The 24,852-nt window shown below is 71.0% G+C and carries 27 protein-coding genes; 13 read left to right on the forward strand and 14 right to left on the reverse strand.

Translation table 11 applies throughout. The annotated features are described in order from the left end of the window. Positions 1-42: 42 nt before the first annotated feature. The gene (locus ABGA98_RS22690) at positions 43-1,053 is read left to right on the forward strand and encodes a BadF/BadG/BcrA/BcrD ATPase family protein (protein WP_347620470.1); all 1,011 of its coding nucleotides are present in this window, start codon (positions 43-45) and stop codon (positions 1,051-1,053) included. Positions 1,054-1,101: 48 nt separating this feature from the next. Here ABGA98_RS22690 and ABGA98_RS22695 read toward each other — a convergent pair whose 3' ends face one another. From ABGA98_RS22695 to ABGA98_RS22705, 3 genes are all read right to left on the reverse strand, one after another. Further along, positions 1,102-1,431 (reverse strand): hypothetical protein, encoded by a 330-nt coding sequence (locus ABGA98_RS22695; protein WP_347620364.1) that lies wholly within the window; start codon positions 1,429-1,431, stop codon positions 1,102-1,104. Between the two features lie 92 nt (positions 1,432-1,523). After that, positions 1,524-1,802, reverse strand: coding sequence for a CopG family transcriptional regulator (locus tag ABGA98_RS22700; RefSeq protein WP_347620365.1), 279 nt, complete (start codon positions 1,800-1,802; stop codon positions 1,524-1,526). A 90-nt stretch (positions 1,803-1,892) separates the two neighbouring features. Beyond that, positions 1,893-2,051, reverse strand: coding sequence for a hypothetical protein (locus ABGA98_RS22705; protein ID WP_347620366.1), 159 nt, complete (start codon positions 2,049-2,051; stop codon positions 1,893-1,895). A 239-nt stretch (positions 2,052-2,290) separates the two neighbouring features. Here ABGA98_RS22705 and ABGA98_RS22710 point away from each other — a divergent pair, with 239 nt between their 5' ends. Then, positions 2,291-2,785 (forward strand): GntR family transcriptional regulator, encoded by a 495-nt coding sequence (locus ABGA98_RS22710; protein ID WP_347620367.1) that lies wholly within the window; start codon positions 2,291-2,293, stop codon positions 2,783-2,785. 42 nt (positions 2,786-2,827) lie between these two features. Then, entirely contained in the window at positions 2,828-3,310 is a 483-nt protein-coding gene (locus ABGA98_RS22715; protein ID WP_347620368.1) for a GntR family transcriptional regulator, read from the forward strand. Here the strand turns inward: ABGA98_RS22715 and ABGA98_RS22720 are convergent. From ABGA98_RS22720 to ABGA98_RS22745, 6 genes are all read right to left on the reverse strand, one after another. Beyond that, positions 3,300-4,118: a carbohydrate ABC transporter permease gene (locus ABGA98_RS22720; RefSeq protein ID WP_347620369.1), complete on the reverse strand. Its 819-nt coding sequence runs from the start codon at positions 4,116-4,118 to the stop codon at positions 3,300-3,302. The two genes, ABGA98_RS22715 and ABGA98_RS22720, sit on opposite strands and share 11 nt — an antisense overlap. Next, positions 4,115-4,999, reverse strand: coding sequence for a sugar ABC transporter permease (locus ABGA98_RS22725; protein WP_347620370.1), 885 nt, complete (start codon positions 4,997-4,999; stop codon positions 4,115-4,117). The genes ABGA98_RS22720 and ABGA98_RS22725 overlap by 4 nt, the downstream gene beginning before the upstream one ends. After that, positions 4,999-6,258 carry an extracellular solute-binding protein gene (locus ABGA98_RS22730; protein ID WP_347620371.1) on the reverse strand — a complete coding sequence of 420 codons (1,260 nt, stop codon included), beginning with the start codon at positions 6,256-6,258 and terminating at the stop codon, positions 4,999-5,001. The genes ABGA98_RS22725 and ABGA98_RS22730 overlap by 1 nt, the downstream gene beginning before the upstream one ends. Positions 6,259-6,318: 60 nt before the next feature. Continuing rightward, positions 6,319-7,671 carry a cellulose binding domain-containing protein gene (locus ABGA98_RS22735; protein ID WP_347620372.1) on the reverse strand — a complete coding sequence of 451 codons (1,353 nt, stop codon included), beginning with the start codon at positions 7,669-7,671 and terminating at the stop codon, positions 6,319-6,321. 184 nt (positions 7,672-7,855) lie between these two features. Next, entirely contained in the window at positions 7,856-8,629 is a 774-nt protein-coding gene (locus ABGA98_RS22740) for an SIS domain-containing protein (protein WP_347620373.1), read from the reverse strand. After that, the gene (locus ABGA98_RS22745; RefSeq protein ID WP_347620374.1) at positions 8,626-9,525 is read right to left on the reverse strand and encodes a MurR/RpiR family transcriptional regulator; all 900 of its coding nucleotides are present in this window, start codon (positions 9,523-9,525) and stop codon (positions 8,626-8,628) included. Before ABGA98_RS22745 ends, ABGA98_RS22740 begins: the two co-directional genes overlap by 4 nt. A 60-nt stretch (positions 9,526-9,585) precedes the next feature. Between ABGA98_RS22745 and ABGA98_RS22750 the strand changes: the two genes are divergently transcribed. Then, the gene (locus ABGA98_RS22750) at positions 9,586-10,767 is read left to right on the forward strand and encodes a BadF/BadG/BcrA/BcrD ATPase family protein (protein ID WP_347620375.1); all 1,182 of its coding nucleotides are present in this window, start codon (positions 9,586-9,588) and stop codon (positions 10,765-10,767) included. 139 nt (positions 10,768-10,906) lie between these two features. On the opposite strand, the gene ABGA98_RS22755 is transcribed toward ABGA98_RS22750, so the two are convergent. Then, positions 10,907-11,968: an acetyl-CoA acetyltransferase gene (locus ABGA98_RS22755; RefSeq protein ID WP_347620376.1), complete on the reverse strand. Its 1,062-nt coding sequence runs from the start codon at positions 11,966-11,968 to the stop codon at positions 10,907-10,909. A gap of 353 nt (positions 11,969-12,321) precedes the next feature. Here ABGA98_RS22755 and ABGA98_RS22760 point away from each other — a divergent pair, with 353 nt between their 5' ends. Both ABGA98_RS22760 and ABGA98_RS22765 read left to right on the forward strand, forming a co-directional pair. Further along, positions 12,322-13,170, forward strand: a complete 849-nt coding sequence (locus ABGA98_RS22760; RefSeq protein ID WP_347620377.1) for a LysR family transcriptional regulator — start codon at positions 12,322-12,324, stop codon at positions 13,168-13,170. A 15-nt stretch (positions 13,171-13,185) separates the two neighbouring features. After that, on the forward strand, positions 13,186-13,806 hold the full coding sequence (locus ABGA98_RS22765; protein WP_347620378.1) for a MerR family transcriptional regulator: 621 nt from the start codon (positions 13,186-13,188) through the stop codon (positions 13,804-13,806). Here the strand turns inward: ABGA98_RS22765 and ABGA98_RS22770 are convergent. Next, positions 13,770-14,711 carry a LysR family transcriptional regulator gene (locus tag ABGA98_RS22770; protein WP_347620379.1) on the reverse strand — a complete coding sequence of 314 codons (942 nt, stop codon included), beginning with the start codon at positions 14,709-14,711 and terminating at the stop codon, positions 13,770-13,772. The genes ABGA98_RS22765 and ABGA98_RS22770 overlap by 37 nt on opposite strands. A gap of 111 nt (positions 14,712-14,822) precedes the next feature. Here ABGA98_RS22770 and ABGA98_RS22775 point away from each other — a divergent pair, with 111 nt between their 5' ends. Beyond that, positions 14,823-15,449: a flavodoxin family protein gene (locus ABGA98_RS22775; protein WP_347620380.1), complete on the forward strand. Its 627-nt coding sequence runs from the start codon at positions 14,823-14,825 to the stop codon at positions 15,447-15,449. 16 nt (positions 15,450-15,465) lie between these two features. After that, the gene (locus ABGA98_RS22780; protein ID WP_347620381.1) at positions 15,466-15,843 is read left to right on the forward strand and encodes an ectoine synthase; all 378 of its coding nucleotides are present in this window, start codon (positions 15,466-15,468) and stop codon (positions 15,841-15,843) included. A 6-nt stretch (positions 15,844-15,849) separates the two neighbouring features. On the opposite strand, the gene ABGA98_RS22785 is transcribed toward ABGA98_RS22780, so the two are convergent. Beyond that, on the reverse strand, positions 15,850-16,749 hold the full coding sequence (locus ABGA98_RS22785) for a hypothetical protein (RefSeq protein WP_347620382.1): 900 nt from the start codon (positions 16,747-16,749) through the stop codon (positions 15,850-15,852). A 51-nt stretch (positions 16,750-16,800) separates the two neighbouring features. Next, complete coding sequence (locus ABGA98_RS22790) at positions 16,801-17,475, reverse strand: ThuA domain-containing protein (RefSeq protein WP_132592679.1); 675 nt, start codon at positions 17,473-17,475, stop codon at positions 16,801-16,803. Positions 17,476-17,586: 111 nt separating this feature from the next. Here ABGA98_RS22790 and ABGA98_RS22795 point away from each other — a divergent pair, with 111 nt between their 5' ends. The 5 genes from ABGA98_RS22795 to ABGA98_RS22815 all read left to right on the forward strand — a co-directional run bounded on the left by ABGA98_RS22795 (position 17,587) and on the right by ABGA98_RS22815 (position 23,796). Further along, entirely contained in the window at positions 17,587-18,432 is an 846-nt protein-coding gene (locus ABGA98_RS22795) for an RNA polymerase sigma-70 factor (RefSeq protein ID WP_347620383.1), read from the forward strand. Positions 18,433-18,569: 137 nt separating this feature from the next. Further along, entirely contained in the window at positions 18,570-19,331 is a 762-nt protein-coding gene (locus ABGA98_RS22800) for an SDR family oxidoreductase (protein ID WP_347620384.1), read from the forward strand. Between the two features lie 129 nt (positions 19,332-19,460). Next, a complete protein-coding gene (locus ABGA98_RS22805; RefSeq protein ID WP_347620385.1) occupies positions 19,461-21,110 on the forward strand; it encodes an FAD-dependent oxidoreductase in 1,650 nt (549 codons plus the stop codon). Further along, the gene (locus tag ABGA98_RS22810) at positions 21,107-22,552 is read left to right on the forward strand and encodes an ATP-binding protein (protein WP_347620386.1); all 1,446 of its coding nucleotides are present in this window, start codon (positions 21,107-21,109) and stop codon (positions 22,550-22,552) included. The genes ABGA98_RS22805 and ABGA98_RS22810 overlap by 4 nt, the downstream gene beginning before the upstream one ends. A 113-nt stretch (positions 22,553-22,665) precedes the next feature. Next, on the forward strand, positions 22,666-23,796 hold the full coding sequence (locus ABGA98_RS22815; RefSeq protein WP_347620387.1) for a M20 family metallopeptidase: 1,131 nt from the start codon (positions 22,666-22,668) through the stop codon (positions 23,794-23,796). Here ABGA98_RS22815 and ABGA98_RS22820 read toward each other — a convergent pair. Then, positions 23,780-24,826 (reverse strand): ROK family transcriptional regulator, encoded by a 1,047-nt coding sequence (locus ABGA98_RS22820; protein WP_347620388.1) that lies wholly within the window; start codon positions 24,824-24,826, stop codon positions 23,780-23,782. The genes ABGA98_RS22815 and ABGA98_RS22820 overlap by 17 nt on opposite strands. Positions 24,827-24,852 lie beyond the last annotated feature (26 nt).

Genomic DNA, 24,852 nt, shown 5'->3' on the forward strand with positions numbered 1-24,852 from the left:
TTCTTGCTTCCTGGCCACGTCAAGCCCCAGACTCAGTCCGTGATGCAATCGCTAGTCGTCGGCGTCGATGCCGGAGCCACCTCCACGCGAGTCGCCGTCCACACACTCGACGGCACGCGGGTGGGCTATGCCCGGGCGGGCGCGGGCAATCCGACCGCCCACGGGCTGGCCAAGGCGGTGTCGGCGATCGAGACCGCGCTCGGGCAGGCGCTCGGCTCCCTCGACGGATCGCGGGTGGTCGCCTCGCTGGCCGGGGTCGCGGGGCACGTCGAGGAGATGGTGCCCGCACTGGCGAAGGTCTGGGCCGGGCAGGGCATCGCGGCGGAGCCGCGTTACATGGGCGACGTGCCGATCGCCTACGCCGCGGGGTCACCCGAGCCGGACGGCTCGCTGCTGCTGTCGGGCACGGGCGCGGTCGCGGCCAGGATCGCCGGGTTCGAGCTCGGCGTGGTCGCCGACGGGCTGGGGTGGTTGCTGGGCGACGCGGGCTCGGGCTTCTGGATCGGCCGCGAGGCCGCCAGGGCGGTCGTCGACGCCTTCGACCGCGGCCTGCCGGTCGCGGCCCTCGACCGCACGGTTCCGGACCGCGATCCCGCTTCCGGGGCGGGCGGCGCGGAGGCCGGCAACGGCCTGCTCGTCGCTCTCGTCGGCGAGCACTTCCTCGGGGCTGAGCGGCCCGCCACGCCGCGCGCCGTCGCCGACCGCATCGTACGCCTGGCGCAGGCCGACCACATGCGCCTGGCGGCGTTGTCGCCGCTGGTCGGCCGGGCCGCCTCGGAAGGCGACCCGCTGGCCGCCGGGATCGTGCGCGAGGCGGCCGGCCACCTGGTCGCCACGCTCAGAAGGGTGCACACCTCGGGGCCCGTGGTGCTCGCCGGCAGCGTGCTGACCAACCCCGGGCCGGTGCGCCAGGCCGTGACGGAGCTGCTGGCGGGCGAGCGGGTCACGACGGCGGGTGACGCGGCGAGCGCGGCGGCCTGGCTGGCGGCCCGCGACCAGCTTCCGGAGCCCGACGCCAAGGCCCTGCACAGCACCTTCACCGCCACCACCTGACGGGGCACCACTGGCTCAAGGGTGCCGGTTCTTCAGCCGTAGGGGCGGTCAGACCTTCCTGACGACGATCGAGTCAGGGACCAGTTTCATCAGGTCATCCTCGTCTGAGGTGAAGATGGTGACCTGGCCTTGCTGCTGGCGCGCGATGACGGCCAGCACGGCGTCAATCGCGTGCTTGTGGCCGTGCAACTTGGCATCGGCCAGGAGCCTTCGCGCCTGCCGAGCCTGATCCTTGCCTATCGCGGCGACGTCGAGCCGGGACAACACCCAGTCCCAGCGCTGCTCGGTGATTCTGCCGTCATGAGCCTCGACCACCGTCATCGGAGACGTCACCACCTCCGCCTGCCCCCGCGCCGCGAGGTCCAGCCAAGCGATCATCTTTCTGTCACCACGCACGGCCAGGGACAGGGCTTGACAGTCGAATACGAAGATTCGCAACGGTGGTTGCCGCGGCCCACCGCTTCGCTTGCTCACGCGTCCGCCCCCGCGCTGCTCTTTCCTCCGGTACGGCGACGCTCGTGCTCGGCGTCGAGGTGTTCCAACTCCTCGGTCACCGCCGCATGCTCGGCTTCGGTGACCGGGCCATATTCCTCTTCCAGCCAGTCCACCAGCTCCAACAGCCTGTCCCGGTCTCGTTTGACGCGCAGAGCCTCGGCGACGTACGCCGACAGGCCCCGATCCGCCGCCTCCGCACGAATCTCCTCGAGGAGTCCCTCGGGAATCGTCACCGTCACCTTCTTAGTGGCCATACTTGAGACCATACTCCACGTATCCAGTCCCCTATGAGCATGCCCAACCCGATCTGAGCGCGGGTGCAGTAAGGCGTCATCCCATCCCGATCATCTGGCCACCCCCGTCAGCACTTTGATCCAGACGAGATATGTCTGGGCGCGCCCACCGAGGGCGCACTGGTCGACCAGGACCTCTCCACCGACCCGGCGGGTCCTGCGGATGAAGTACTGGCCGCCGGCCTGGCACAGCTCGTAGAACGTCGGCACGCAGTCGCACGTGTAGTCACAGACACGTATACGGTTTCCTGCTGCCCAAACGGGGTCCCACGTCAGCCGGGTGAAGCCGGGACCTGGCTCCGGCACATGGGCCGAGTGGAACCGGTCATCCGCAGGCATCGGCGATGGTTGCGACATGCCGCCACCATAGATCTGGTCGTCTTTCCTTGTCTACATGTACGGGCTGCCCTGTCTATCTAGACAGAACGATATGTGAACTCTTGCCCGCATTGGCCTATGTTGCCTACGTGCTCGACTACGAAGGGGACACCCACGTCTACGTCCAGATCGCCGACATCCTCCGCCGTCGGGTCGCGAAGCTCGACGCCGGACACCCGGTGCCGAGCGAGGCCGACATTCAGTACGAGTTCGGAGTCGCCAGGACCACGGCCAGGCGGGCTGTCCACGTGCTGCGCGAGGAAGGGCTCATCTACACCGTTCAGGGCGAGGGGACCTTTGTCGGCACACCGGAGGAAGCACCTCGCAAGCAGCGAAAAGTACCGTTGTACCAGCAGATCGCGACAGACATCAGCGATCAGATCAAGGCGGGGAGATTCCTTCCCCGGCGCCCCATACCGGGCGAGACAGCGCTGGTGAAGCAGTATGACGTCGCGCGTGAGACGGTGCGGCGGGCCATGGCGCTGTTGCGGGAACAGGGGTGGATCTACACCGTCGCCCAGCGGGGCAGTTACGTCTCGCCGAAGGAGTCGTGGCCCCAGGACTGACTTTGCCTAAGTGCTTGTATCCACACGTCTAGAATCTAGGGCATGCTCGACCGCGATGGCCCAGTCCCGCTGTACGTTCAGGTCGCCGACGTGATTCACCGGCGGATCACCAGCGGGGAGTTGCGGACCGGCGAACCCGTGCCGAGCGAGGCGGCCCTGGAGTCGGAGTTCGACATCGCGCGCAGCACCGCGCGCAACGTGGCCCGGGAGCTTCGCCGACGGCGGCTCGTCCATACCGTCCGGGGCGAGGGCACCTTCGTCGGGCCCGCCGGCGTGCCACGTGCCAAGCCGACGAGGGCCAAGTATGCGATCATCGCCGATGATCTGGCTGCCCGCATCAGACGCGGCGAACTCCGTCCCAACACGGCGATCCCGAGCGAGCAGGTGCTGATGCGGCAGTACGGCGTCGCCAAGGTCACGGCCCGGCTGGCCGTCTCGCGGCTGCGGGAACAGCGGTGGGTCGTCACAGTGCCGCACCGGGGCACCTACGTGTGCGATCCGGCGCGATGGCCCCTCAGCCCTTGACCGCGCCCGCCGTCATGCCGGTGCCGACACGGCGCTGCAGGAAGAGGAAGAGCAGCAGCGCGGGCAGCGCGAACAGGCTGGCGGCGGCCATGGTGGCGCCCCAGTCGGTGCCGAACACGTCGCGGAACGACGAGAGCCACACCGGCAGCGTGCGTTTGTCCTGGTCCTTGATGATCAGCACGTTCACGAACGCGAACTCGTTCCACGCGGTGATGAACCCGAACAGCGAGGTCGCCATCAGCCCCGGCGCCAGCAGCGGGAAGACCACCCGCCGGAAGGCCGCCAGCCGGCTGCATCCGTCCACCTGCGCGGCCTCCTCCAGCTCCGGCGGGATCGCGGCGAGGAACCCGCGCAGTGTCACGATCGTGAACGGCAGCGTGATCATGAAGTAGACGCCCGTCAGCATGGCCAGCGAGTCGAGCAGGTCGGTGTCCCTGGCGATGATGAACACCGGCACCAGCAGCGCCTCCCACGGCGCCATCTGGGCCGCGAAGACCGCCACCACGAACGCGCCCCGCCCCCGCCAGCGCATCCTCGTCATCGCGAACGCCGCCAGCAGCGCCACCACCAGCGCGACCAGCACCGCCGCGACCGTCACCAGCAGGCTGTTGCGCCAGTAGGTCCAGAACCCCGGCGCGCTGACCGCGGTGACGAAGTGGTCGAGCGTCGGATCGGCGGGCCAGAACGTCGGCGTGGCCGCCTGGATGTCCCGCGTCGGCTTGAACGCGGTCAGGAACATCCAGTAGACGGGGAAGACCGTCGTCACGAGCACGGCCACCGCCGTCGCGTTGAGCGCGAGCCGTTTCACGAGCGGACCATCCTTCGCAGGTTGCTGACCAGGGCGACGGCGAGGATCACGACCGTGAGCATGGCGACCGCCGAACCCAGGTCGTAGCGGTGCAGCACGCGGGCGACCTTGAACGCGTAGACCGGCAGGGTGGTGGTGGCGCCGTCGGGGCCGCCCTGGCTGAGCACCCAGATCTGCGGGAAACATTTGGCCACCCAGATCACCTCCAGCGAGGTGATCAGCGCGAACAGCTGCCTGAGCATCGGCACGGTGATCTTCCAGAACACCTGCCGGCCGTTGCCGCCGTCGATCCGCGCCGACTCGTACAACTCGGCGGGGATCGTGGTGAGGCCCGCGTACAGGGTGAGCGCGGCGAACGGGACCGACTGCCACACGACCAGGATCACGAGGACGGCGAACGTGGCCGTGCCGTCGGCGAACCAGGTGTAGCCCTGGAAGGAGTCGAAGCCGAGGGTGACCAGCAGCCAGTTGACCACGCCCAGCTCCGACTGGAACAACCACTGGAAGATCGTGGTGGCCGCGATGATCGGGGTGGCCCAGGCCAGGGCGAGGGCGCTCATCAGGGCCAGGCGCAGGCCGCGGCGCAGGCGTACGAGCATGAGGGCGACGCCGGTGGACAGGACCACGATGAGCACCACGTTGAGCGCGGTCCACACGGCCGTGCGCCACACCACCTGCCAGAACTCCTCGCCGCCCAGCAGCTCGGCGTAGTTCTCCAGGCCGACGAGGGTGGCGCCGCCGCTGATCAGCTCGCCCATGCGGAAGTGCTGGAACGAGATCACCGCGGCCTTGAGCATTGGGTAGAGCAGGAGGAAGGCCCCGCCTGCCACCGTGGGGGCGATGAGCAGGAAGGGCCAGAACGAGCGGTGTCCAGCCCGCATCAGGATCCGCTGTTCAGCGTCGTAGTGATCGACTCGGAGACCTTCTTCGCCTCCGCCGCCGGGTCGGCGCCGGTGAGCACGGCGGTCATGTACTGCTTGATCACCGAGGTGGCCTCGACGGCGGCCCAGTTGGGGGTGTTCGGGGTGGCCCGGCCGTTGGCCGCGCCGACGGCCATCGCGGCGGTGCCCTCGTCGCCCGACAACACGCCGGCCAGCGAGGTGCGGTTGGGGACGAAGCTCATCGTCGTGGCCAGCTCTTTCTGGAACTTCTCTCCGGCCAGGGCCTTGACCAGCTCGTACGCCTCGTCCTGGTGGTGCGAGGCGACCGGGATGATCAGGTCGGAGCCGCCCGTGAAGACCGTGCCGGGTTTGTCCGCGGTCTTGCCCGGGATGGGGAAGAAGCCCATCTTGTCCTTCAGCTTGTCGTCCACCTCCAGCACGCGGGCGGCGACGCCGGGGACGGCGATGATCTGCGCGACCTTGCCCTGGGCGAACACTTCGTGCTGCGGCGGGTTGGCCTCGTCGGCGTCCTTGGGCCCTTTGCCGAGGGCCTGGAGCCGCTGGTAGAAGTCCATGCCGGCCCGGGCCTGCGGGGTGTCGAGGGCGCCCTTCCACCGGCCGCCCTCCTGGACGGCCAGGTCGCCGCCCTCGTCCCAGATGAATCCGGCGAGCGCGTACCAGGTCTGGCCGGTCAGATAGATGCCTTGGTTGCCACCTTTATTGAGCTTTGTCGTGATATCTAGCCACTCGTCGCGGGTTTTCGGGGGCTCCTTGATGCCGGCCTCGGCGAACAGGTCCTTGTTGTAGACGACCACGCGGTTGGCGGCGTACCAGGGGATTCCGTACTGCTTGCCGTCGATGTTGCCCGGCTGGGCCAGCCCCGGCAGCCAGTCCTCGCCCTTGAGGTCGGCGACCTTCGCGGTGAGGTCCGTGACGCCGCCGCTGGACGAGTATTGGGCGACCTGGGTGTTGCCCACCTCGATCACGTCGGGCGCGTCGGTGCTGGCCAGGGCCGCGGTGACGCGCTCGCCGATGCCGTCCCAGGCCTGGATCTGGATGTCGAGGTCGACACCCTTGTGCGCGGCCTCGTGCTCGGCCTCGAACTTCTTCAGCAGCTCCTGCGTGACGCTGCCGTCCATGATCCAGACGGTCAGCTTGGCGGGGGCGCCGCTCGCCGCCGCCCCGGTCTCCGGCTCCGCGCCGGTGCCGCACGCGCCGAGCGCGAGCACGGCCGCCAGGGCAAGGATGCGGTACTTCATAGTGATCCTTCTGGTGCTGGGGGGTGGGCCCGCGCCCGCCCGGGCGGGCGCGGGGCACGATCACACGTTGGGGACGGTGTCCTTGAACGCGGTGCCGGACGAGCGCAGCGAGCCGACCCGGCTCTGCACCTCGGCGGGCGAGAGAACCTCGTTCTTGCTGTGGAAGACGTAGTCGACCTGCTGGCGGTACGTACGCGTGCCCGTCGCTCCCTGGAGATCGATGAACCACTGGTTGAACATGATCCACATCGGGGTCTCGGGGTAGTAGATGTCACCGTGGTCGGCGAAGAGGCGGCCGTCCACGTAGTACTTCATCCGGCCGCCCGAGACCTGGATGACGAGGTCGTGCCAGCCGGCGAAGCTCGCGCGCTCCTCCGTGTGGGTGTTCACCGCCTGCCAGGGCTCGCCCTGGTAGGTCTCCCAGCTCGTGGCGTAGAGGATGTTGGCCACCTCGCCCCAGCCGCCGTTCGGCAGATATTCGAAGTCCAGCTCGCCGTAGTCGGGGTCGAGGTTGAAACGCAGCGGGGTGATGGTGAAGAACGTCTGCACCACGTGCTCGCCGTCGGGGCCGCTGGTCGGCGCGTCGCTGAAGCGCACGCGGGCGGCGTACGTGCCCTCGTGGAACTTGCGGTTGGCGGTCGACAGCTCGGTCTGCACGGTGCCCGAGGGGGTGCCGTTCGTCGAGGAGTCGAGCGTCAGCAGGCCGCCGGGGAACGAGACCGCGCCGGGCGACCAGGTGGCGCCGGGCACGCCGGGGCCTCCCGAGCTGGAGCGGACCGTCCAGCCGCGCTGGGCCAGCCGGGGGTCGTTCGAGCCCGTGTAGGTGAAGTCGTCGAACAGCTCGCCGCCCGGCCCAGGCGGCACGGTGGGCGTGACGGTGGGGTCGGGGTCGCTGCCGCTGGGCTTGCCCCAGGAGAGCGTGCCGTTGATGTAGACGGTGACCTTGTCCCAGTTGGAGTAGCCGGTCTGGGGGCCGTAGGAGTAGTCGTCGCCCTGCGTGAACGTCTGCCAGTCGGAGCGGTAGAAGCGCAGCTGCATGTCGCCGGTGGTCCGGCCGGGAGCCAGGCTGCCCGAGGTGAAGCCCACCTCCAGGTACTGGTCGCCGCCCGCCTGGCGGACGAACTGGCCGGTCACCGTCGAACATCCCACGACCGCCCAGGAGCAGGCGAAGCGGTAGGTCTCGCTGCCGGTGAGGTAGTAGCGGATCTTGACCTGGTTGAGCGGGATGGTGGTGGTGCCGTCGTTGAAGAGCTGGAGCCAGGGCTCGGACTGGGCCGTGGTGGCGCCGGGTGCGCTGGTCCGGTATTGGAGGCGGACGGCCTGGTCGGCGTTGGCGGGCGCGACCAGGGAGACGGCGAAGAGGAGAGCGGGGATGGCTAAGGAGAGCAGAACTTTACCGAAATTTCGGGACATGAGTGGGGTTCTCCTTGAGTGGGTGGTCCCCCGACTGTCGTACGGTTCCGAAGATCAGCGGTGCCGCGGCGCCTGACCGTGCCGCAGCGGATGCGCCGCGGTCGGGCGCCGGTGTGAGGGCGGCGCCGGTCGGGCGCCGGTGTGAGGGCGGCGCCGGTCGGGCGCCGCCGTGGGTGCGGCCGGGTCAGGCGGTACGGCGGATGCGGCCCGCGTACAGCGCCTCCAGGCGGAGGTTGTGCGCGTCGCCCTCGGGGACGTTGGCCGAGAGGTAGACCGGTGGCACTTCACCGGCTTCGAGCAGGTTGCTGACGGTCTGGGCCACGACGAGCTGGGCCAGCAGAGCCGAGGTGATGGTGGAGACCGCTCCAATCGACGCGGGCGCTGCGGAGCCTCCGCCGGGCAGGGGCAGGACGGCGTCGCCGTAGGGGGCGTGGTTGTCGAGGACGACGTCGGCCAGGTCGGCGAGCCGGCGACCCGAGGGATGGCGGGACGCGACGGCCTCGCTGTGGGCGCGCGAGGTGATCGCGATCAGGTCGTGACCGCGCTCCTTGACGAGCGTGGCCAGTTCGACGACCACGCCGTTGACGCCCGAGTTGGAGATGATGACGAACAGGTCGTGCTCCTGGACGGGTGCCAGGTCGAGGATCGTGTGGGCGACGGCGGGGTCGCGTTCGAGGTCGTAGCGGTCGAGCTCGGCTCTGGGCGCGTCGCCGTACAGGACGATGTCGCGCAGCGCGAGCCGGTTGGTGGGCACGAGGCCGCCCGCGCGGCCGGCGATCTCCATGGCGATCGCCTCCGAGTGGCCCGCCCCGAACGCCTGGATCACGCCGCCCGCGGTCAGCGCCTCGGTGAAGAGGCCCGCGGCCCGCGAGATCTCCGGATCCTTCGGGATCACCTGGACGAGGTGCGCGATGTGCTCGGCGAAAGCCTGCGGGACGACTCGCTGGTTGACCGTCATATGTCCCCTTCTGGCGAACCTGGTCCTGCCAGGCCCTGTTCTGGTAGCCGGTGTCCGGCCACGGCCCGTACGGTGACGTCGAACGCCTGTTTCGTCCGTTCGTACGTGCGCTGGGCGACCGACACGTACACGACATCAAGGACGAGCAACTGCGAGTGGATCGCGGCGAACCCCTCGGACCTGTAGCTCGTCGCGCGGCTCGCCGTCGTCAGCACCAGCTCGGCCACCTCGGCCAGCGGCGACCTCGGCTGCGAGGTGACGGCCACGGTGATCGCGCCATGGCTGCCCGCCTCCGCGAGCACCTCGATGACCTCGCGCGTCCGGCCGCTGTGGGAGATGCCGATCGCCACGTCGCCCTGGCCGAGCAGCGCCGCGTCGGTCAGCGCGGTGTGGGCGTCGGACCTGCTCCAGGTCGGCACCCGCATGCGCTGCAGCCGGTATTCCATCTCGCTGGCGACGGCCGCGCTGCTCGACACCCCGAACAACAACACCCGCCCCGCCCTGGCCACGGCCTGCGCGACCTTCTCCACCACGGCCAGGTCGAGCTGGTCGCCGGTCTCCTGGATCAGGCGGATGTCGTTGCCCGACACGACGCTCAGCACCCGTTCGAGACTGTCGTCGGGCAGGATCTCGCGGCCGATGTCGGTCTGCCACGTCTGCTGCGCCACCCGGCCGGTCTCGGTGGCCACGGCCACCCGCAGCTCGGCGTAGCCGGAGAAGCCGAGGGCGCGGCAGAACCGGGTGATCGTGGCCGTGGACGTGGCGCTCCGCTCGGCCAGGTCGACGATGGTCAGCCGGGCCGCCTCCGCCGGGGCCGCGAGAATCGCATCGGCCACCTTGCGCAGCGCCTCGGGCATGTCGTGCTGCTCGGCCCTGATGCGGCTCAGTAGTTCCACGCGGTGATAATTATGCTCATTGTCTGGTGCCGTCAAGGTGTTTCGGCAATAATTTTTGACATGCACCTGGTTCTGGGCGTCGACGCCGGCGGCACCTCGTCGCGCGCCGCGCTGTTCACGCTGGACGGCACGCTGGTGCGGCGCGGGCAGGCGGAGGGCGCCAATCCGGGGGCGCTCGGCATGGACACCGCCGCCGCCAACCTGACCGCCGCCGTGCACGCAACCCTGGCGGACCCCGGATCGGCCCACCTCCCGGGCCCGGTCACAGGCGCGGGCACCGTCGTGGGCGTGGTCGTGGGCTTGGCCGGCAACCCCGCGCTGTGCGCGACGCTGACCGAGCGCGTCTTCGGCGCCCTTCTGCCCGGGGCGGACCTCTCCGGCGAGCCGGGCGTCCCCGGGGTCACGCCGGTACGCGTGACGGGAGACATCGTGACCGCCTTCGCCGCCGGCACCCCCTCACCGTCGGGCACCGTGCTCATCTCGGGCACGGGGGCGATCGCGGCCAGGATCGCCGACCACGCTCCCGCCGGCACCGCCGACGGGTACGGGTGGCTGCTCGGGGACGAGGGCTCGGCCTTCTGGATCGGCCTCGCCGCCGCCCGCGCCACCATCCGCGCCATCACCACCCCGTGCCCCTCGCCGACGAGGACGGGCGTCGATCTGGTACGCGACCACGAACCGAACGGCACGGCGCACCGCCCCGAGCCGGGCCGCGACGAGATGAGCGCCGGTCACGAGCCGGGCGCCCGCGAGGCCGACGGCCGCCGGCCGGCGCGTGGCGGAGCCGGCGACCGCGAAGCGAGTGGAGGTGGTCGGGCCGGGTGGGGGTTGTTGGCGGAAATCGTTCTGGGGCGGCTGCTGCCCGATGGCCCAGGTGGTGATCCGGGGGCGCGGCTGGCGGCGGCGGTGCATGCTCGGCCGCCCCTCGCGCTGGCCGAGTTGGCGCCGCTGGTGAGCGAGGCGGCCATGGGTGGTGATCCGGTGGCGCTGACCATCGTGGCCGAGGCCGCGTCCAAGCTGGCGAGCACCGCCTCCCGGGTGCACGAACCCGGTCTGCCCCTCGTGCTGGCCGGTGGCGTGCTCACGGCGGAAGGCCCCGTACGCGACGCCGTGCGAGGCCTTCTGGAGGGTGCGGTCACGGCGGGAGATCCGGCGGGGGCGGCGGCATGGCTGGCCGCGCGGCCCCTGCTGGGCCCGCGGGAGGCCGAGGCGCGCCATTCCCGTTTCACGCATCCCGCTTAGGCGCGCCATCCCCGTCCCTGTCAGGCGCGCCGTCCCGTTTCACGCATCCCCGTGCGTCCCGGTTCGCGGGTCGGGTCAGGCAGGCCTGGTGGGGTTGCGAGGCAGGCGTTCCCGGGTGACCAGCATTTCAGCTGATTTTTCACCTCACGAGCAGTGCGGCGCTCCCGTAGCTCCCGCCGAACCCCGTCACGAGCGCCACGGACCGCCCGGCCCGTAGTTCCCTGACGGCCTGGGCGACGTTGTTCAATCCGTGCACGTACCCCTCCGAGAGCAGGCCGCCGTGCGGGTTCACCCAGCCGTGCCGCCGCTCCATCAGGTACGTCCCGAGCTCCTCGCGCGCCACGAAGCCGAAGTCCTCCAGTTGCCTGGGCACGAGCCACGAGTAGGCGTCGTACAGCAGCGCCACGTCCACGTCCGCCGGCCGCATCCCGGAGGCGTCCCACACCATGGGGCCCACGTACGCGGAGAAGATCGTGCCGGCGTCGGGCGCGCGGTCCATCGACGAGCAGCCCGGCCCTCCCCCGCGCACCACGGCGTGCACGCGCGGCCCGTCGAGCACGGCGCTGACCAGCAGCGCGCACGCCCCGTCGGTCTCCTGGCAGCAGTCGACCGTGCGCAGCGGGGTGCAGACGTACGGCCTGGCCAGGTAGGCGTCGAGGGTGAGCGGGTCGCGGCGCAGGGCGCGGGGGTTGGCCGCGGCGTTCTGCCTGGACTGGGCGACGACGGCGTGCAGGTGCTCGGCGGTGAGGCCGGTGTCGTGCAGGTAGCGGGTGGCGGCCATGGCGAACAGCGGGATCGGGCCCGCCAGCCCGTACGTGGGGATGCCGGTGGGGGCGGTGTTCATGCGCGTGCCGGAACGCCCGTTGAGCGCCCGATAGATCAGGATGTTTCTGGCGAGGCCGGCCTGGATCAGCATCGCCGCGTCACCCAGGATCGACGCCGCCTGCGTGCCCCCGCCGGCGATGTCGTTGTGCCAGCCGAGCCGCTCGATCCCGAGCGCCCTGGCGACCCGTACGACCGGCGCGGAGTCGTTCATGTGGTAGCTGAGCACCGCGTCCACCTCGCGCGGCCCGATCCCCGCGTCCGCGCAGGCCGCCCGGCACGCCTCGGCCGCGAGCTCCTCCTCGGTGCGCCCGGACTCCCTGGTCAGGGCCGTCATGCCGATCCCGGCCACGGCCGCCCGCCCCGCGAACGGCTGCATGCTCCCTCCTCCGGCGCCCCCGGCAGGGCCCGCCATCCGGCGCGGCCGGCGGAGCCGTGCCGTCAGCGCCTTGCCGATCACGCTAACCGGCCGCACCCGCTTCAGACAAGCGCTTGCTCAACGAGCCGCGTCCCGGGTTCACGGACACCCGTAACGACCGCGTCCTCCGTCCGAAGCCCGTGCCCCCGGACCGGCACGAACCCCGGGCTCAGCCGCCTGAGCAGCGGATCACCGCGCATCACCGGAAGGTCGGCGGCGGCGGATAACTGTGTATCTTCACGGAAGCTATCGCCGCTTGTAATACCGAGGTTCGATCAACCGATAGCCCATCATCATCAGGCCCGAGGTGAGCGATGGATCTACGCTACGTCCGCTACGCCCTGGCGATCGCGCGCGCGGGCTCCCTGCGCCGGGCCGCCACCGCACTGCACATCTCGCAGCCCACACTGTCCGAGCAGCTCAGGGCGCTGGAGAAGGAGATCGGCGTCGAGTTGTTCAGCCGCTCGCCGAGCGGGGTGCGGCTCACCGTGGCGGGCGAGGCGTTCCTGGCCCAGGCCACCGTCGCGGTCGACGCCTTCGAGCGGGCCGTGACCGCCGCCAGGAGCAAGGGCCACGTCGCGCGCCTGGGCGTGGCCGACGGGCTGACCGACGTGGTGGCCCGCCTGCTGTCCCAGCTCCAGAACGGCAACCTGCGCATCGCCCCCATGGGGACGGCCGAGCAGATCGTCTCCATCGCCGACGGCGCGCTACAGGCCGGGCTCGGCTACGCGCCCGGCTCCATGCCGAGGGGCGTGGCCCGGATGCTCGTCCACCGTTTCCCGGTGCGCGCGCTGATGCCGCGCGCCCATCCCCTGGCCGCCGCAGGAGCGGTGTCGCTGGCGGACCTGGCGTCGGAGCCGCTGGTCATGCCGGAGTCCGACGCGGTGGCGGGCGCCCGCCGTTTCCTCGAAGGGTTCGTACGCCACCGCCTGCACCCCCGCCTCGGCCCGTCGGCGGCCACGCACGACCTGGTCATCGACATGGTGGAGTCGGGCGCGGGCTACGCCCTCTGCGTCCACGAAGGCACGAAAATTCCCGACACGCTGGCATTCATCCCTATCAAGGAGGACGTCCCACCCCTGGAAGTCGTCTTCCTCTGGAACCGCCAGGCCGACGTACAGGAGCTGGTCAGCGCGGCCCGCCATCTGGCCCGATCTGGATAGCGCTATTATCTACCGATGCGCATCTCCGAACTGAGCGCCAGGTCCGGCGTGGCCATCCCCACGATCAAGTACTACCTGCGCGAGGGCATGCTCCACCAGGGCCGGCAGACAGCCCCGACGCGGGCCGAATATGACGAGTCGCACCTGCGCCGGCTCCGCCTGATCCGCGCCCTGCTCGACGTGGGCAGGCTCTCCGTGTCCTCCATCAAGAAGGTCGTCGCCGCCGTCGACGACGAGTCGCTGCCCATTCACGAGATGCTGGGCATCGCCCACTACGCCCTGAGCCCCGGCGCCCAGCCGGAGCCCGGCGAGGACTGGCAGCAGGCCCGCGCCGAGGTCGACCACCTCGTCGAGCAGCTCGGCTGGGACGTCAAGCCCCACGCCCCCGCCCGCGACGAGCTGGCCCAGACCCTGGTCAGAATGCGCCAGCTCGGCGTGGCCGTGGACCTGGCACCCTACGTCGAGACCGCCAGGAGGCTCGTGTCGGAGGTGGAGATGGACAAGATCCCGTTCGACGGCCCGCGCGACGCCGCCGTGGAGGCCCAGGTGCTCGGCACGGTCCTCTACGGCAGGGCGTTCGACGCCCTGCGCAGGATGGCTCAGGAGTCGGAGTCGGCCGCCCGCCTCCGCTCATAGCCCCGCGCCGGCGACGCGACGGCCTTGAGCGCCGCGAGATACGCGGCGATCGCCGGCCGGGCCTCCGCCCCCCGCCGGACCGCCGCGTAGATGTGCCGCCGGATGTCGTGCCCGGTCGGGGCCACGGTGACGACCCCCGCGGGGATGGGCAGCCGTGCGGCGCGGGGGATGAAGGCGATGCCCATCCCCGCTTCGACCAGGGCCAGGATCGCCGTCCAGTCGCCGGCACGATGCCGCACCTCGGGACGGAAGCCGGCGGAGGCGCAGGCGAGGTGCAGCAGGCGGTCGCAGGCGTCGCCTTCGAGGGTGCTGACCCACTCCTCACCGTGGAGCAGCGACAGGGCGACGGCCGGCTCGCGCGCCGACGGGTGCGCGACCGGCAGGGCGAGGTCGAAGTCGTCGGTGCCCAGCTCCACCCTGGTGTATCTCGCGTCGCCGCCGGAGGGCGCCCCTTCGGCCTCCACCGCGACGACCACGTCGAGGTCTCCGCCGGCGAGCTGATCGAGGCAGCCGGGCACCGCGACCTCGCGGATGTCGACCCGCAGCCGGGGACGGCTGTCGCGGATCATGAGCGCCGCCGGAATGAGCAGGGACGAGATCGTCGAAGGGAAGGAACCCACCGTGATCCGCCCCAGCTCGCCGTTCACGGTGGACTGTATCTCTCCCGTCGCCCGCTCGAGCAGCGCGAGCATGGCATAGGCGTGGTCGACGAGCACGCGGCCGGCGTCGGTGAGGCGCAGCTTGCGGCCGTCGGCCTCGGCGAGCGGCACCCCCGCCTCGCGGGTCAGCGTCGCCAGTTGTTGCGAGGCGGCCGACGGGGAGATGTGCAGCGTGGAGGCCGCGGCGTGGAGCGTGCCCTGCTCGTGCAGGGCCACGAGCAGCTTCAGGCGAGCCGGATCAACCATGCACATCAACTTACCATTACCGGCCGTAATCATTTGATTGTCTTCATGGTTCGAGGGCGGCACGATGGGAGCCGAGCACCGACACCGAGAAAGGGAAGGGGTGCACGGCTCATGAAGGCCCTCGCCCTGAGCGCTAGCCCCCGCAAGGACGGCAACTCCCGCCTGCTGGCGGAGACCGTTCTCAAGGGTGCGGCGAACCGCGGGCACGAGGTCGAGCTCGCCGATCTGACCGACGCGGTCGCGGCGCCGCTGCGCGACTGCCGCACGTGCCGGCAGGCGGACGGAGCATGCTCGATCGGAGACGGCTACGAACCCCTGCTGCGGCAGGTCCTCGCGGCCGACGCGCTCGTCCTCGCCACCCCGCTCTACTGGTACGGCATCGCCGGACAGCTGAAGATCTTCATCGACCGCCTCTTCTGCTACATCAAGGCCGACTATCCCGGCAGCGCGGAAGTCACGCGGCGACTGGTCGGCAAGCGGATGGCCGTCGTGGTGAGCTCTGAGGAGACCTACCCGGGCTCGATGGTCGGCGCCACCGCGCAACTGCAGGAACTCGCCCGCTATCTCCACCACGACCTGGTCGGCGTCGTGCGCGGCGTCGCCAACTCGCGCGGGGAGGTGGCGCGCGACCCTGCCGATCCGCTGGCCCAGGCGTACGGTCTCGGGACACGCCTGTTCGAAGGACACGTGAGCGACCACCGCATCGACACCGTGCGCAACGGTGTGGTGTGGCCCTGACCGCAAGGGAGTCACGATGCTCATCCGGACACTCGGCGACGTGCTGGGATCCGCGCAGGACGTCGACTGGACCAACGGCACGAGCCGCCGCCTCCTCGTCGCGGCGGACGGACGCGGCTACACGCTCACCGACACCCGCGTGCGTCCGGGCACGACCACCCTCCTCCGCTACGACCGGCATCTCGAAGCCTGCTACTGCGTCGAGGGCGAGGGCCGGGTCGAGACGGCCGGCGGGCTGTTCACCATCACCCCGGGCACGCTCTACGCACCGGACCCTGGCGAGGAACACCGCCTGACCTCGACCGGCGGGATGCGGCTCATCTGCGTGTTCAACCCCCCGCTCAAGGGTGACGAGAACCACGATCTCGCTCCGGGACGCCCCTCCGGATTCTGACGCTCGCTAGGCCATGCCGTTGGCCCGCAGGGTCCGCACGGCGCCGACCGTGGCGTCCCCGCGCCAGTCGAGTGCGCCGGCGGGCGAGATGCGCGCGAAGTCGACGACCCACCCGCCGTCGTCCTGCTGCTCCCCCGCCAGCCGTACGAGATCGGCGGCGATCACCTCGGGCTCGAACAGGCCGCGGACCGGCCTGCCGGGGAGGGGCGCGAAGTCGAGGGGCCGCAGCGCCTCATTCTCGGTGCCGCCCTCGACCGGCACCCGCCCGTCCGCGGGGATGTGGCCGCCCAGCCGCTTGAGCAGCCCGGCCGCCTCCGGCCGGCTGTCGTGGACGGCGTCGAGGAAGTGCACGGAGAACAGCAGCACGTACGCGTGCGGCATGCCCTCCAGCCGCTGGATCGCGTCGAGGCAGTAGCGGGTGGCCCGCTCCAGCCACGGATGCGCGGCGACGGCCGGGTCGTACGCGGCGACCCGGTGGGCCGCGGCCGCGGTCACGGAGGTGATCTGCAGGGACGAGACGGCCGGGTCGCCGCTCCGCCACCAGGGCGCGCTGGCCTCGGAGACCGTGAGCGGCAACGAGAACGGCAGCCCGCCGTCGGGCAGCGTCACCGAGTGCAGCCAGTCGCACAACGCCGCGGCGTGCGGAGAGGTGTGGGGCGCGACGTGCGGGGCGACGTCCCCGAACACCGCGAAGGCGTGCAGCGCCGCTCCCGGCTGGCTCTCGGGGGTGCGCAGGTCGGGCTCCAGGCCCCAGCCGTAACCGCCGTCGGGATTGCGGTAGGCGTCGAGGGCGGCCAGCACGGAGGCGGCGTCGCCCCCGCCCATCATCAGGTCGTAGCGGCGGCGGTCAAGGACACGCGCGTGCCCGGCCAGAAAGCCGGGGATCGCGGAGAGATTCACGTTCATACCGTCATCGTGCCCGGATCGCCGCCCTTGGTCTTGTAGCTTCCGGACACGTCACTCGCGGATCGTGACCGGCCGTTTGAGCAGCCACAACGCCGCCCGCTGGAGCAGCGTGCGGTGGATCTCGTTGTCGTAGGACCTGGTGTCGTGGCCCAGCGCGTCGTAGAGGACCCGGCCACGCCGGACCGGCCGCGCCCAGACGAGCGGCTGGCCGTTCGACGAGGCCAGCGGCCTGACGTCGGGCAGCACGTCGAGGTCGCTGTAGACCTCGTCGACCACGTCGAAGTCGCGCAGGCCCTCGACCACCGGATGCCCGCCGTGCACCCGCACCCCCGTCCACCCCAGCGGCGGATGGTGGGACTTGGGCCAGCTCCAGCAGCCGCCCAGGACCCGCGGCCAGCCCTGCCAGTCGTCGAAGCAGATCGACGCGGTGTGCATGCACAGCAGCCCGCCGCCCCGGTCGAGGTGGTCGAGAAGGGTGGTGCGGGCCTCGGCCGGTAACGAGAAGGCCCAGGCGGCCCGCTGGTCGGCGAAACGGTCGTGACCCATCTGCCAGCGCAGCGCGTTGACGGTGATGAGCTGGACCTCCGACGGCTCGCTCAGCGCGCCCGCGATGTCCTCGGTGATCTCCGACTCGACCCCGACCTCGGAGAGCACTCCGGCGAGCGCTTCCGACGTGGCGGCGAAGTCGTGGAACAGGCCTCCTGAGAGGATCAGATTTCTCGCCACCCGTCCAGCTCATCATGCTTGCCGCGGCATTACCACCCGTGAACCGTCACGTCCCCGCGCAGACGGCCCCCCGGCGCACCCCCCGCCGGGGCGACGGGGCATGATGCCACCGTGGACTTCGAGGAGCACCGGCCCATGTTGCTCGGGCTGGCCTACCGCCTGCTCGGCAGCATGTGGGACGCCGAGGACGTCGTACAGGAGGCGTGGCTGCGCTGGCAGGGCACCGACCACGACGCGGTCAGGGAACCGCGGGCGTTCCTCGTGACCGTGGTCTCGCGGCTGGCCCTCGACCAGCTCCGCTCCGCGCGGGTCAAGCGGGAGGCCTACACCGGGCCGTGGCTGCCCGAGCCGGTGCTGACGTCGGAGGCCGGCCCGCTGGACACCGCCGAGCTGCGCGACACCGTCTCTTTCGCCACCCTGCACATGATGGAGCGGCTCTCGCCGCCGGAGCGGGCGGTGTTCGTGTTGCGGGAGGCGTTCGAGCTGCCGTACGCCGAGATCGCCGAGATCGTCGAATCCTCCGTGGCCAACGCCAGGCAGCTGCACCACCGGGCGTCCACGCGGCTCGCCCAGGGGCGCGACAGGTTCCAGCCGTCGACGGCGGACCACACCGAGCTGCTGGTGAAGTTCATGGAGGCGGCGAAGGGCGGCGACATGGACGCGCTCACCGAGCTGTTCCACGAGGACGTGGTCTCGTGGAACGACGGCGGCGGCAAGGTCAGGGCGGCGCTGCGGCCGGTCGCCGGCCGGCGCAAGGTGCTGGCCTTCCTGTCCGCGCTGGTGAACCGCTACGCGTTCACGGACGTGCGGCTGCTGGACGTCAACGGCAGTCCGGCGTTCTGGACGCGGTCGGAGGAAGGCGACCAGATCGTGTTGGTGAACGTCCACGACGGCCGCATCAAGGACATCTACACCGTCCTGAACCCGGACAAGCTCGTACGCGTGCACAGGATGTGACGCCCGGCCTTGCCGGTCCGGGCGCCCGCACGACCTATAGTCACGCTTGTGACTCGTCCGCTTCCTCGGGCCCTGGCGGCCCTCCCGCTCCCGATTCCCCGATCGCCTGAAGGCGACGGTCCCCTCAGGAGGCTCTGATGGATCTCGGCATCTCGGGCAAGGTCGCCCTCGTCACCGGAGGCAGCGCGGGCATCGGGCTCGCCGCGGCCAAGAGCCTCGCACGCGAAGGCTGCGACGTCTGCGTCAGCGCCCGCAGCCCGGAACGGCTCGCGGACGCGGTGGTGGAGCTGCAGGAATACGGCAAGGTCGTGCACGCCGTGCTGGCCGACGTGGAGGACCCGGCGACCGCCAGGCGGGTGGTCGAGGAGACCCGCGACGTGCTCGGCCCGATCGACATCCTCGTGGCCAACGCGGGCGGCCCGCCGGCCGGCCGGTTCGACGAGGTGGGGCTGGAGGAGTGGGACGTCGCGATCCAGCGCAACCTGCTCGGCACCGTACGCCTCATCCACGCCGTCCTGCCGGAGATGCGCGCCCGCGGCTGGGGCCGGATCATCACGGTCACCAGCAGGTCGGCCCGCGAGGCGATCGACGGCCTGGCGCTGTCCAACGCCACCCGCTCAGCCGTGGCCGGCGTCGTTCGCACGCTCGCCCGCGAGGCCGGCCGCGACGGCGTGCTGGTCAACAACGTGATGCCGGGCCCGATCGAGACCGACCGGCTGCGGGAGCTGGCGGGCGGCGACGAGGCGCTGCGGCGGCGGGGCGAGTCCGTGCCCGTCGGCCGCATCGGGCGCGCCGAGGAGGTCGGCGACGTGGTGGCGTTCCTGGCCGGCGAGCGGGCGTCGTTCGTGAACGGGGTGTCGCTGCTGGTCGACGGCGGGGAGAGCCACGTCATCGCCTGACCGCCGTGGCCGTGGAAGGCCTGCTCGAAGGCCCTGACGCGGACTGGCGGAGCGGGTGCTCAGGCAGCGCTCAGCACATGACATCCTTCCCTTAAGGGACGGAGTGCGACAAGGCAGGGGCGTAACGGCATGGAGAAGCCGGTCATCGTGACGGTGGACGACGACCCGGGCGTCTCGCGGGCGGTCGCCCGTGACCTGAGACGCCGCTATGGCCAGGACTACCGGGTCGTCCGCGCCGAAGCGGCCAGGGACGGCATCGAGGCGGTCAAGGAGATGCGGCTGCGCGGCGTCGAGGTGGCGGCCATCCTGGCCGACTACCGCATGCCGCAGATGAACGGCGTGCAGTTCCTCGAGGCCGCGATGGACCTGTATCCGTACGCGCGCCGGGTGTTGCTGACGGCCTACGCCGACACCGACGCCGCGATCCAGGCGATCAACGTGGTCGACCTCGACCACTACCTGCTCAAGCCGTGGGATCCGCCGGAGGAGAAGTTCTACCCGGTGATCGACGGGCAGCTCGACGCCTGGCTGCGCACCGACAGGATCGAGCGGTCGGAGCTGCGCGTGGTGGGCGACCGGTGGTCCGCGCCGTCCTACAAGGTGCGCGACTTCCTGGCCCGCAACCACGTCCCGTACCAGTGGATGCTGGCCGAGGACCCGGAGGGCGCGCAGCTGGTGAGCGCGGCCGGCGAGGGCTGCCACCTGCCGCTGGTGGTGACCGCCGACGGCACCACGCTGGAGTCGCCCGACCAGTCCGAGCTGGCCACGGCGGTGGGGCTGTCCACCACTCCGGCCACCGACTTCTACGACCTCATCGTGGTGGGCGGCGGGCCGGCCGGGCTCGGCGCGGCCGTCTACGGCGCGTCGGAGGGGCTCAACACGGTGCTGGTCGAGGCGTACTCGTCGGGCGGCCAGGCGGGCCAGAGCTCCCGCATCGAGAACTACCTGGGTTTCCCCGACGGCGTCTCCGGCCAGCAGCTGGCCGACCGGGCGCGCAGGCAGGCGCTCAAGTTCGGGGCGGAGCTGCTGACCGCGCGGAAGGTGACCATGCTGGAGCCGCGCGGGCAGGCGCGGGTGATCGGGTTCAGGGACGGCGGGGAGATCGCGGCCCACGCGGTGATCCTGGCGACCGGCGTCACCTACCGCCGGCTGGAGGCGCCCGGGCTGGACGAGTTCGTGAGCCGGGGCGTGTTCTACGGCGCGGCCCTGACCGAGGCCCCGTCGTGCAAGGGCACCGAGGTCTACATCGTGGGCGCGGCCAACTCGGCCGGGCAGGCGGCCGTCTACCTGTCGGGATTCGCGAGCAAGGTCCACTTGTTGGTGAGGAGTGATGGTCTGGAGAAGTCCATGTCTCACTACCTCATCGAGCAGATCGCCGCGCTGCCCAACGTCGAGGTGCACCTCCAGACGGAGGTCGTCGGCGGTGGCGGCAGCGACCACCTGGAGCGGCTGACGCTGTCGTCCAAGGGCGAGGAGCGCGACGTCGACGCCCAGTGGTTGTTCGTGTTCATCGGCGCCGAGCCGTACACGTCCTGGCTCGGGGAGACGATCGAGCGGGACGCGCGGGGGTTCGTGCTGACCGGGCCCGACCTGGTGCAGGGCGGACGGCGGCCGCGCAACTGGCCGTTGCGGCGCGAGCCGTACTACCTGGAGACGAACGTGCCGGGGGTGCTGGCCGCGGGCGACGTACGCGCCGAATCGATCAAGAGAGTGGCCTCCGCCGTCGGGGAGGGCGCGATGGCCGTCGCGCTCGTGCACCGCTACCTGGAGAAGCAATGAGCTCGCAGACGAGCATCGACATCGACGAGCTGCGCAAACTCTTCCTGTTCGAGCGGCTGACCGACGAGCAGCTCACCAAGCTCGCCGGCAGCGGCGCGGTGCAGACGTACGCGCAGGACGAGGACATCGTGCGGCAGGGCGAGCCGGCGGAGTGCTTCGCGGTGCTGATCGAGGGGGAGGTGCAGATGATCAGCGAGACGGTCAGCGCCGGCACCGTCGCCATGCCCCGCACCTCGCAGCCCGGCGTCTACGGCGGCGCCACCTCGGCCTACCTCGGCGAGCGGGCGCCGCAGACCTACCAGCACACGCTGCGGGCCACGGCCCCCTCGCGGATCTTCATGCTGCCGGCCAAGAAGTTCGCCTACATCGTGGCCGAATGGTTCCCCATGGCGATGCACCTGCTCGACGGCCTGCTGTCGGGCGGCAGGATGCAGCGGGAGATCATCGACCGGCGGCAGCGGCTCACCGCGCTCGGCACGATCACGGCCGGGCTCACCCATGAGCTGAACAACCCGGCCGCGGCCGCCGTACGCGCGGTCAGCGAGCTGCGCACGCTGCTGCGGACCTCGCGGTTGCAGCTCGCCCAGCTCGCCCAGGACGGCATCGCTCCCGACAAGCTCCGCACGCTGGTCGAGGTCCAGGAAAGCTGCACCGAGGCCCTGGGCAGGCAGCAGCGCTCGCCGATGGAGATCTCCGACGCCGAGGACGCGCTCGGCGAGGAGCTGGACGAGGCGGGCGTCGAGGACGCGTGGGACCTGGCGCCGTCGCTGGTCAACGCCGGGTTCTCCAGCGACGACCTGAGGAAGATCCGCGGCAAGGTGGGCGAGGAGCACACCCCGGCCGCGCTGCGCTGGCTGGCCGACGCGATCGAGATCTCGCAGATGCTGAGCGAGGTGACCGAGGCGACCGAGCGCATCACCTCGCTGATCCGCTCGGCCAAGCAGTACTCCCAGATGGACCGGGCGCCGTTCCAGATGGTCGACGTGCACGACCTGCTCGACAGCACGGTCGCGATCTTCCGCGGCAAGATCGCGCCGGGCGTCACGGTGGTCACCGACTACGACCGCACGCTGCCGCTGATCCCCTGCTACGCGGGCGAGCTCAACCAGGTGTGGACCAACCTGATGCACAACGCGCTCGACGCCATGGGCGAGTCGGGCACGCTGACCATCCGCACCGCGTACGACGAGGACGAGGCGATCGTCGAGGTCGGCGACACCGGGCCCGGCGTGCCCGAGGCGATCAGGGATCGCATCTTCGAGCCGTTCTTCACCACGAAGACCGTGGGCGAGGGTACCGGGCTGGGTCTCGACATCTCCTACCGGATCGTGGCCGGGCGGCACGGCGGGGAGATCAAGGTGCGCTCGAAGCCGGGCGACACCTGGTTCGAGGTACGGCTGCCGTTGCGCGAGCCCGCGGCGGTCCCCGAGCCGTCCGTATGAGCCGGAGGATGCGGCCTACGCGGTGAACCACCGGCAATCTCGACTTGTCATGATGAGTCGTGACCCCGTGTAATGGTTGACCGTAATGCGCAGCCTTCGGAAGGACTTTTATCTTGATCATCGACTGGACCCGGCAGGCCCTACCGGCCATGCTCGACGACCTGAAGGCCGTGGTCGAGCTGGAGACCCACAGCTACGACAAGGCCATGCTGGTCAAGGGTCTGCGCGAGATCAGGGCCAGAGCCGTCGGGCTGCTCGGGACACCCGACGACGAGATCCTGCACGAGGGCGGGCAGCACGGCGACGTCCTGGAGCTCACCTACCAGGGCACCGCCCCGGGCACGGTGCTCATGCTCTGCCACTACGACACCGTCTGGCCGACGGGGACGCTGCGGTCCTGGCCGTTCGCGGTGGTGGACGGCAAGGCCACGGGGCCTGGCGTGTTCGACATGAAGACGGGGCTCGTGCAGTCGATCTGGACGCTGCGCGGGCTGCGGGAGCTGGGCCTGCCGCACCCGAGCGTGCGCTACCTGTTCAACGGGGACGAGGAGATCGGCAGCCCGGCCTCGCGCGAGCACATCGAGGCGGCCGGCATCGACGCGCTGGCCACCCTGGTCTTCGAGGCGTCCATGGACGGCGCGCTCAAGACCGCGCGCAAGGGCGTGGGGCTGTTCAACGTGAGCGCCACCGGGGTCGAGGCGCACGCGGGGCTCGACCCGTACGCGGGGGCGAGCGCGATCCACGCGCTGGCCGAGGTCGTCACCACGCTGGCCGCGGCGGGTTCACCCGAGCGCGGCACCACGGTCAACGTCGGCCTGATCGGCGGCGGCACCGGCCGCAACGTCGCTGCCGGGCGGGCGACCTGCGGCGTGGACGTACGCGTGAGCGACCCCGCGGAGATGGACCGGATCGACGAGGTGTTCGCCCGGCTGAGGGCATCGGACCCGAGGGTGTCGATCTCGGCGACCGGCGAGTGGAACCGGCCGCCCATGACGCCCAACCCGGCTTCCCAGCAGCTGTTCAAGGAGGCGCAGGAGGTGGCGGCCGGCTTCGGATGGCTGCTGGACGAGGCGGCGGTCGGCGGCGCCAGCGACGGCAACTTCGTCTCCGCGCTCGGGCGCCCGGTGCTGGACGGCATGGGGGCGATCGGCGACGGGGCGCACGCGCGGCACGAGCACGTGCTGGTGGAGCACGTCCCCGACCGCACGGCACTGGCGATCGGCCTGGTCAGCGCCCTGGCGTGACCGCGCTGAAAACGTTGTCACGGGCGCGGTCGAGCGCTGTGAGCACGGCTCCGTGCAGCACGGCGCCGCCCTCGACCGTGGTGGCGCGGATCTCGGTGGGCGCCGGTGAGCTGGACCGCAGGTGCTCGGCCACCTGCTCGGCCAGCGCATCACCTCCGTGCTGTCCCAGCTCGCCGCCGAGCACGATCAGCCCGGGGTCGAGGATGGTGACGAAGGCGAAGGCGCCCCTTGCGATGCGCGTGGCCAGCTCGGCGCGGTCGAGCCCCTGGACGGCCTCGGCCGACACGAGGTGGCAGAAGTCGGTGCCCCCCACGTCCAGGAAGCCGATCTCTCCCGCGCCGCCCGACGCCCCCCGCCGCAGCCTGCCGCCGAGCACGACCGCCGCGCCCGTGGCGTCGCCCAGCCAGAGCAGGACGAAGTCCTCGCTGCCCTGCGCCGCCCCCATGCGGAGCTCGGCGACGGCGGCGAGGTTGACCTCGTTCTCCAGGAGCACCGGTGCGCCCAGGCGCCGGGACAGCGAGGAGATCAGCCCCGGCCGCCACCCCGGCACTTCATTGCCGGACACCAGTTCCGCGGTGCGCGGGTCGACCAGCCCCGGCGCGCCCACCACGACCGTGTCAAGCGTGCGGCCGGCCGCCGCCTCCCCGACCGCTGCGGCGACGACGTCGACAAGCTCGCCGGTGAGCTCAGCGGTGAGCGCTCTCGAAGCCGCGCCGACCGGCCGGCCCGCGAGGTCGGCGACCGTGACGTGCACGGCCGAACGCCGCAGGTCGACGCCCGCCACGTGGGCGCGGCCGGCGACGAGGCCGTAGAGCCGGGCGTTCGGCCCGCGTCGTTCGGCGCCGGATTCGCCGGTGACCTCGATGAGGCCGTTGCCGGTCAGCCGCTCGATCAGGTCGGACACGGTCGGCCTGGACAGGCCGGTCAGCGCGCGTAGCTGGGGCGCGGTCAGCGGGCCGCGTTCGAGCAGCAGGTCGAGCGCCAGCCGGTCGTTGATCGTGCGGGCCATGGACGGGGTCGCGGTCTTCACCCCTCCATATTAATCAGGAAGGCTGC

This window comes from Nonomuraea sp. B1E8 (genome assembly GCF_039871515.1).
GTDB lineage: Bacteria > Actinomycetota > Actinomycetes > Streptosporangiales > Streptosporangiaceae > Nonomuraea.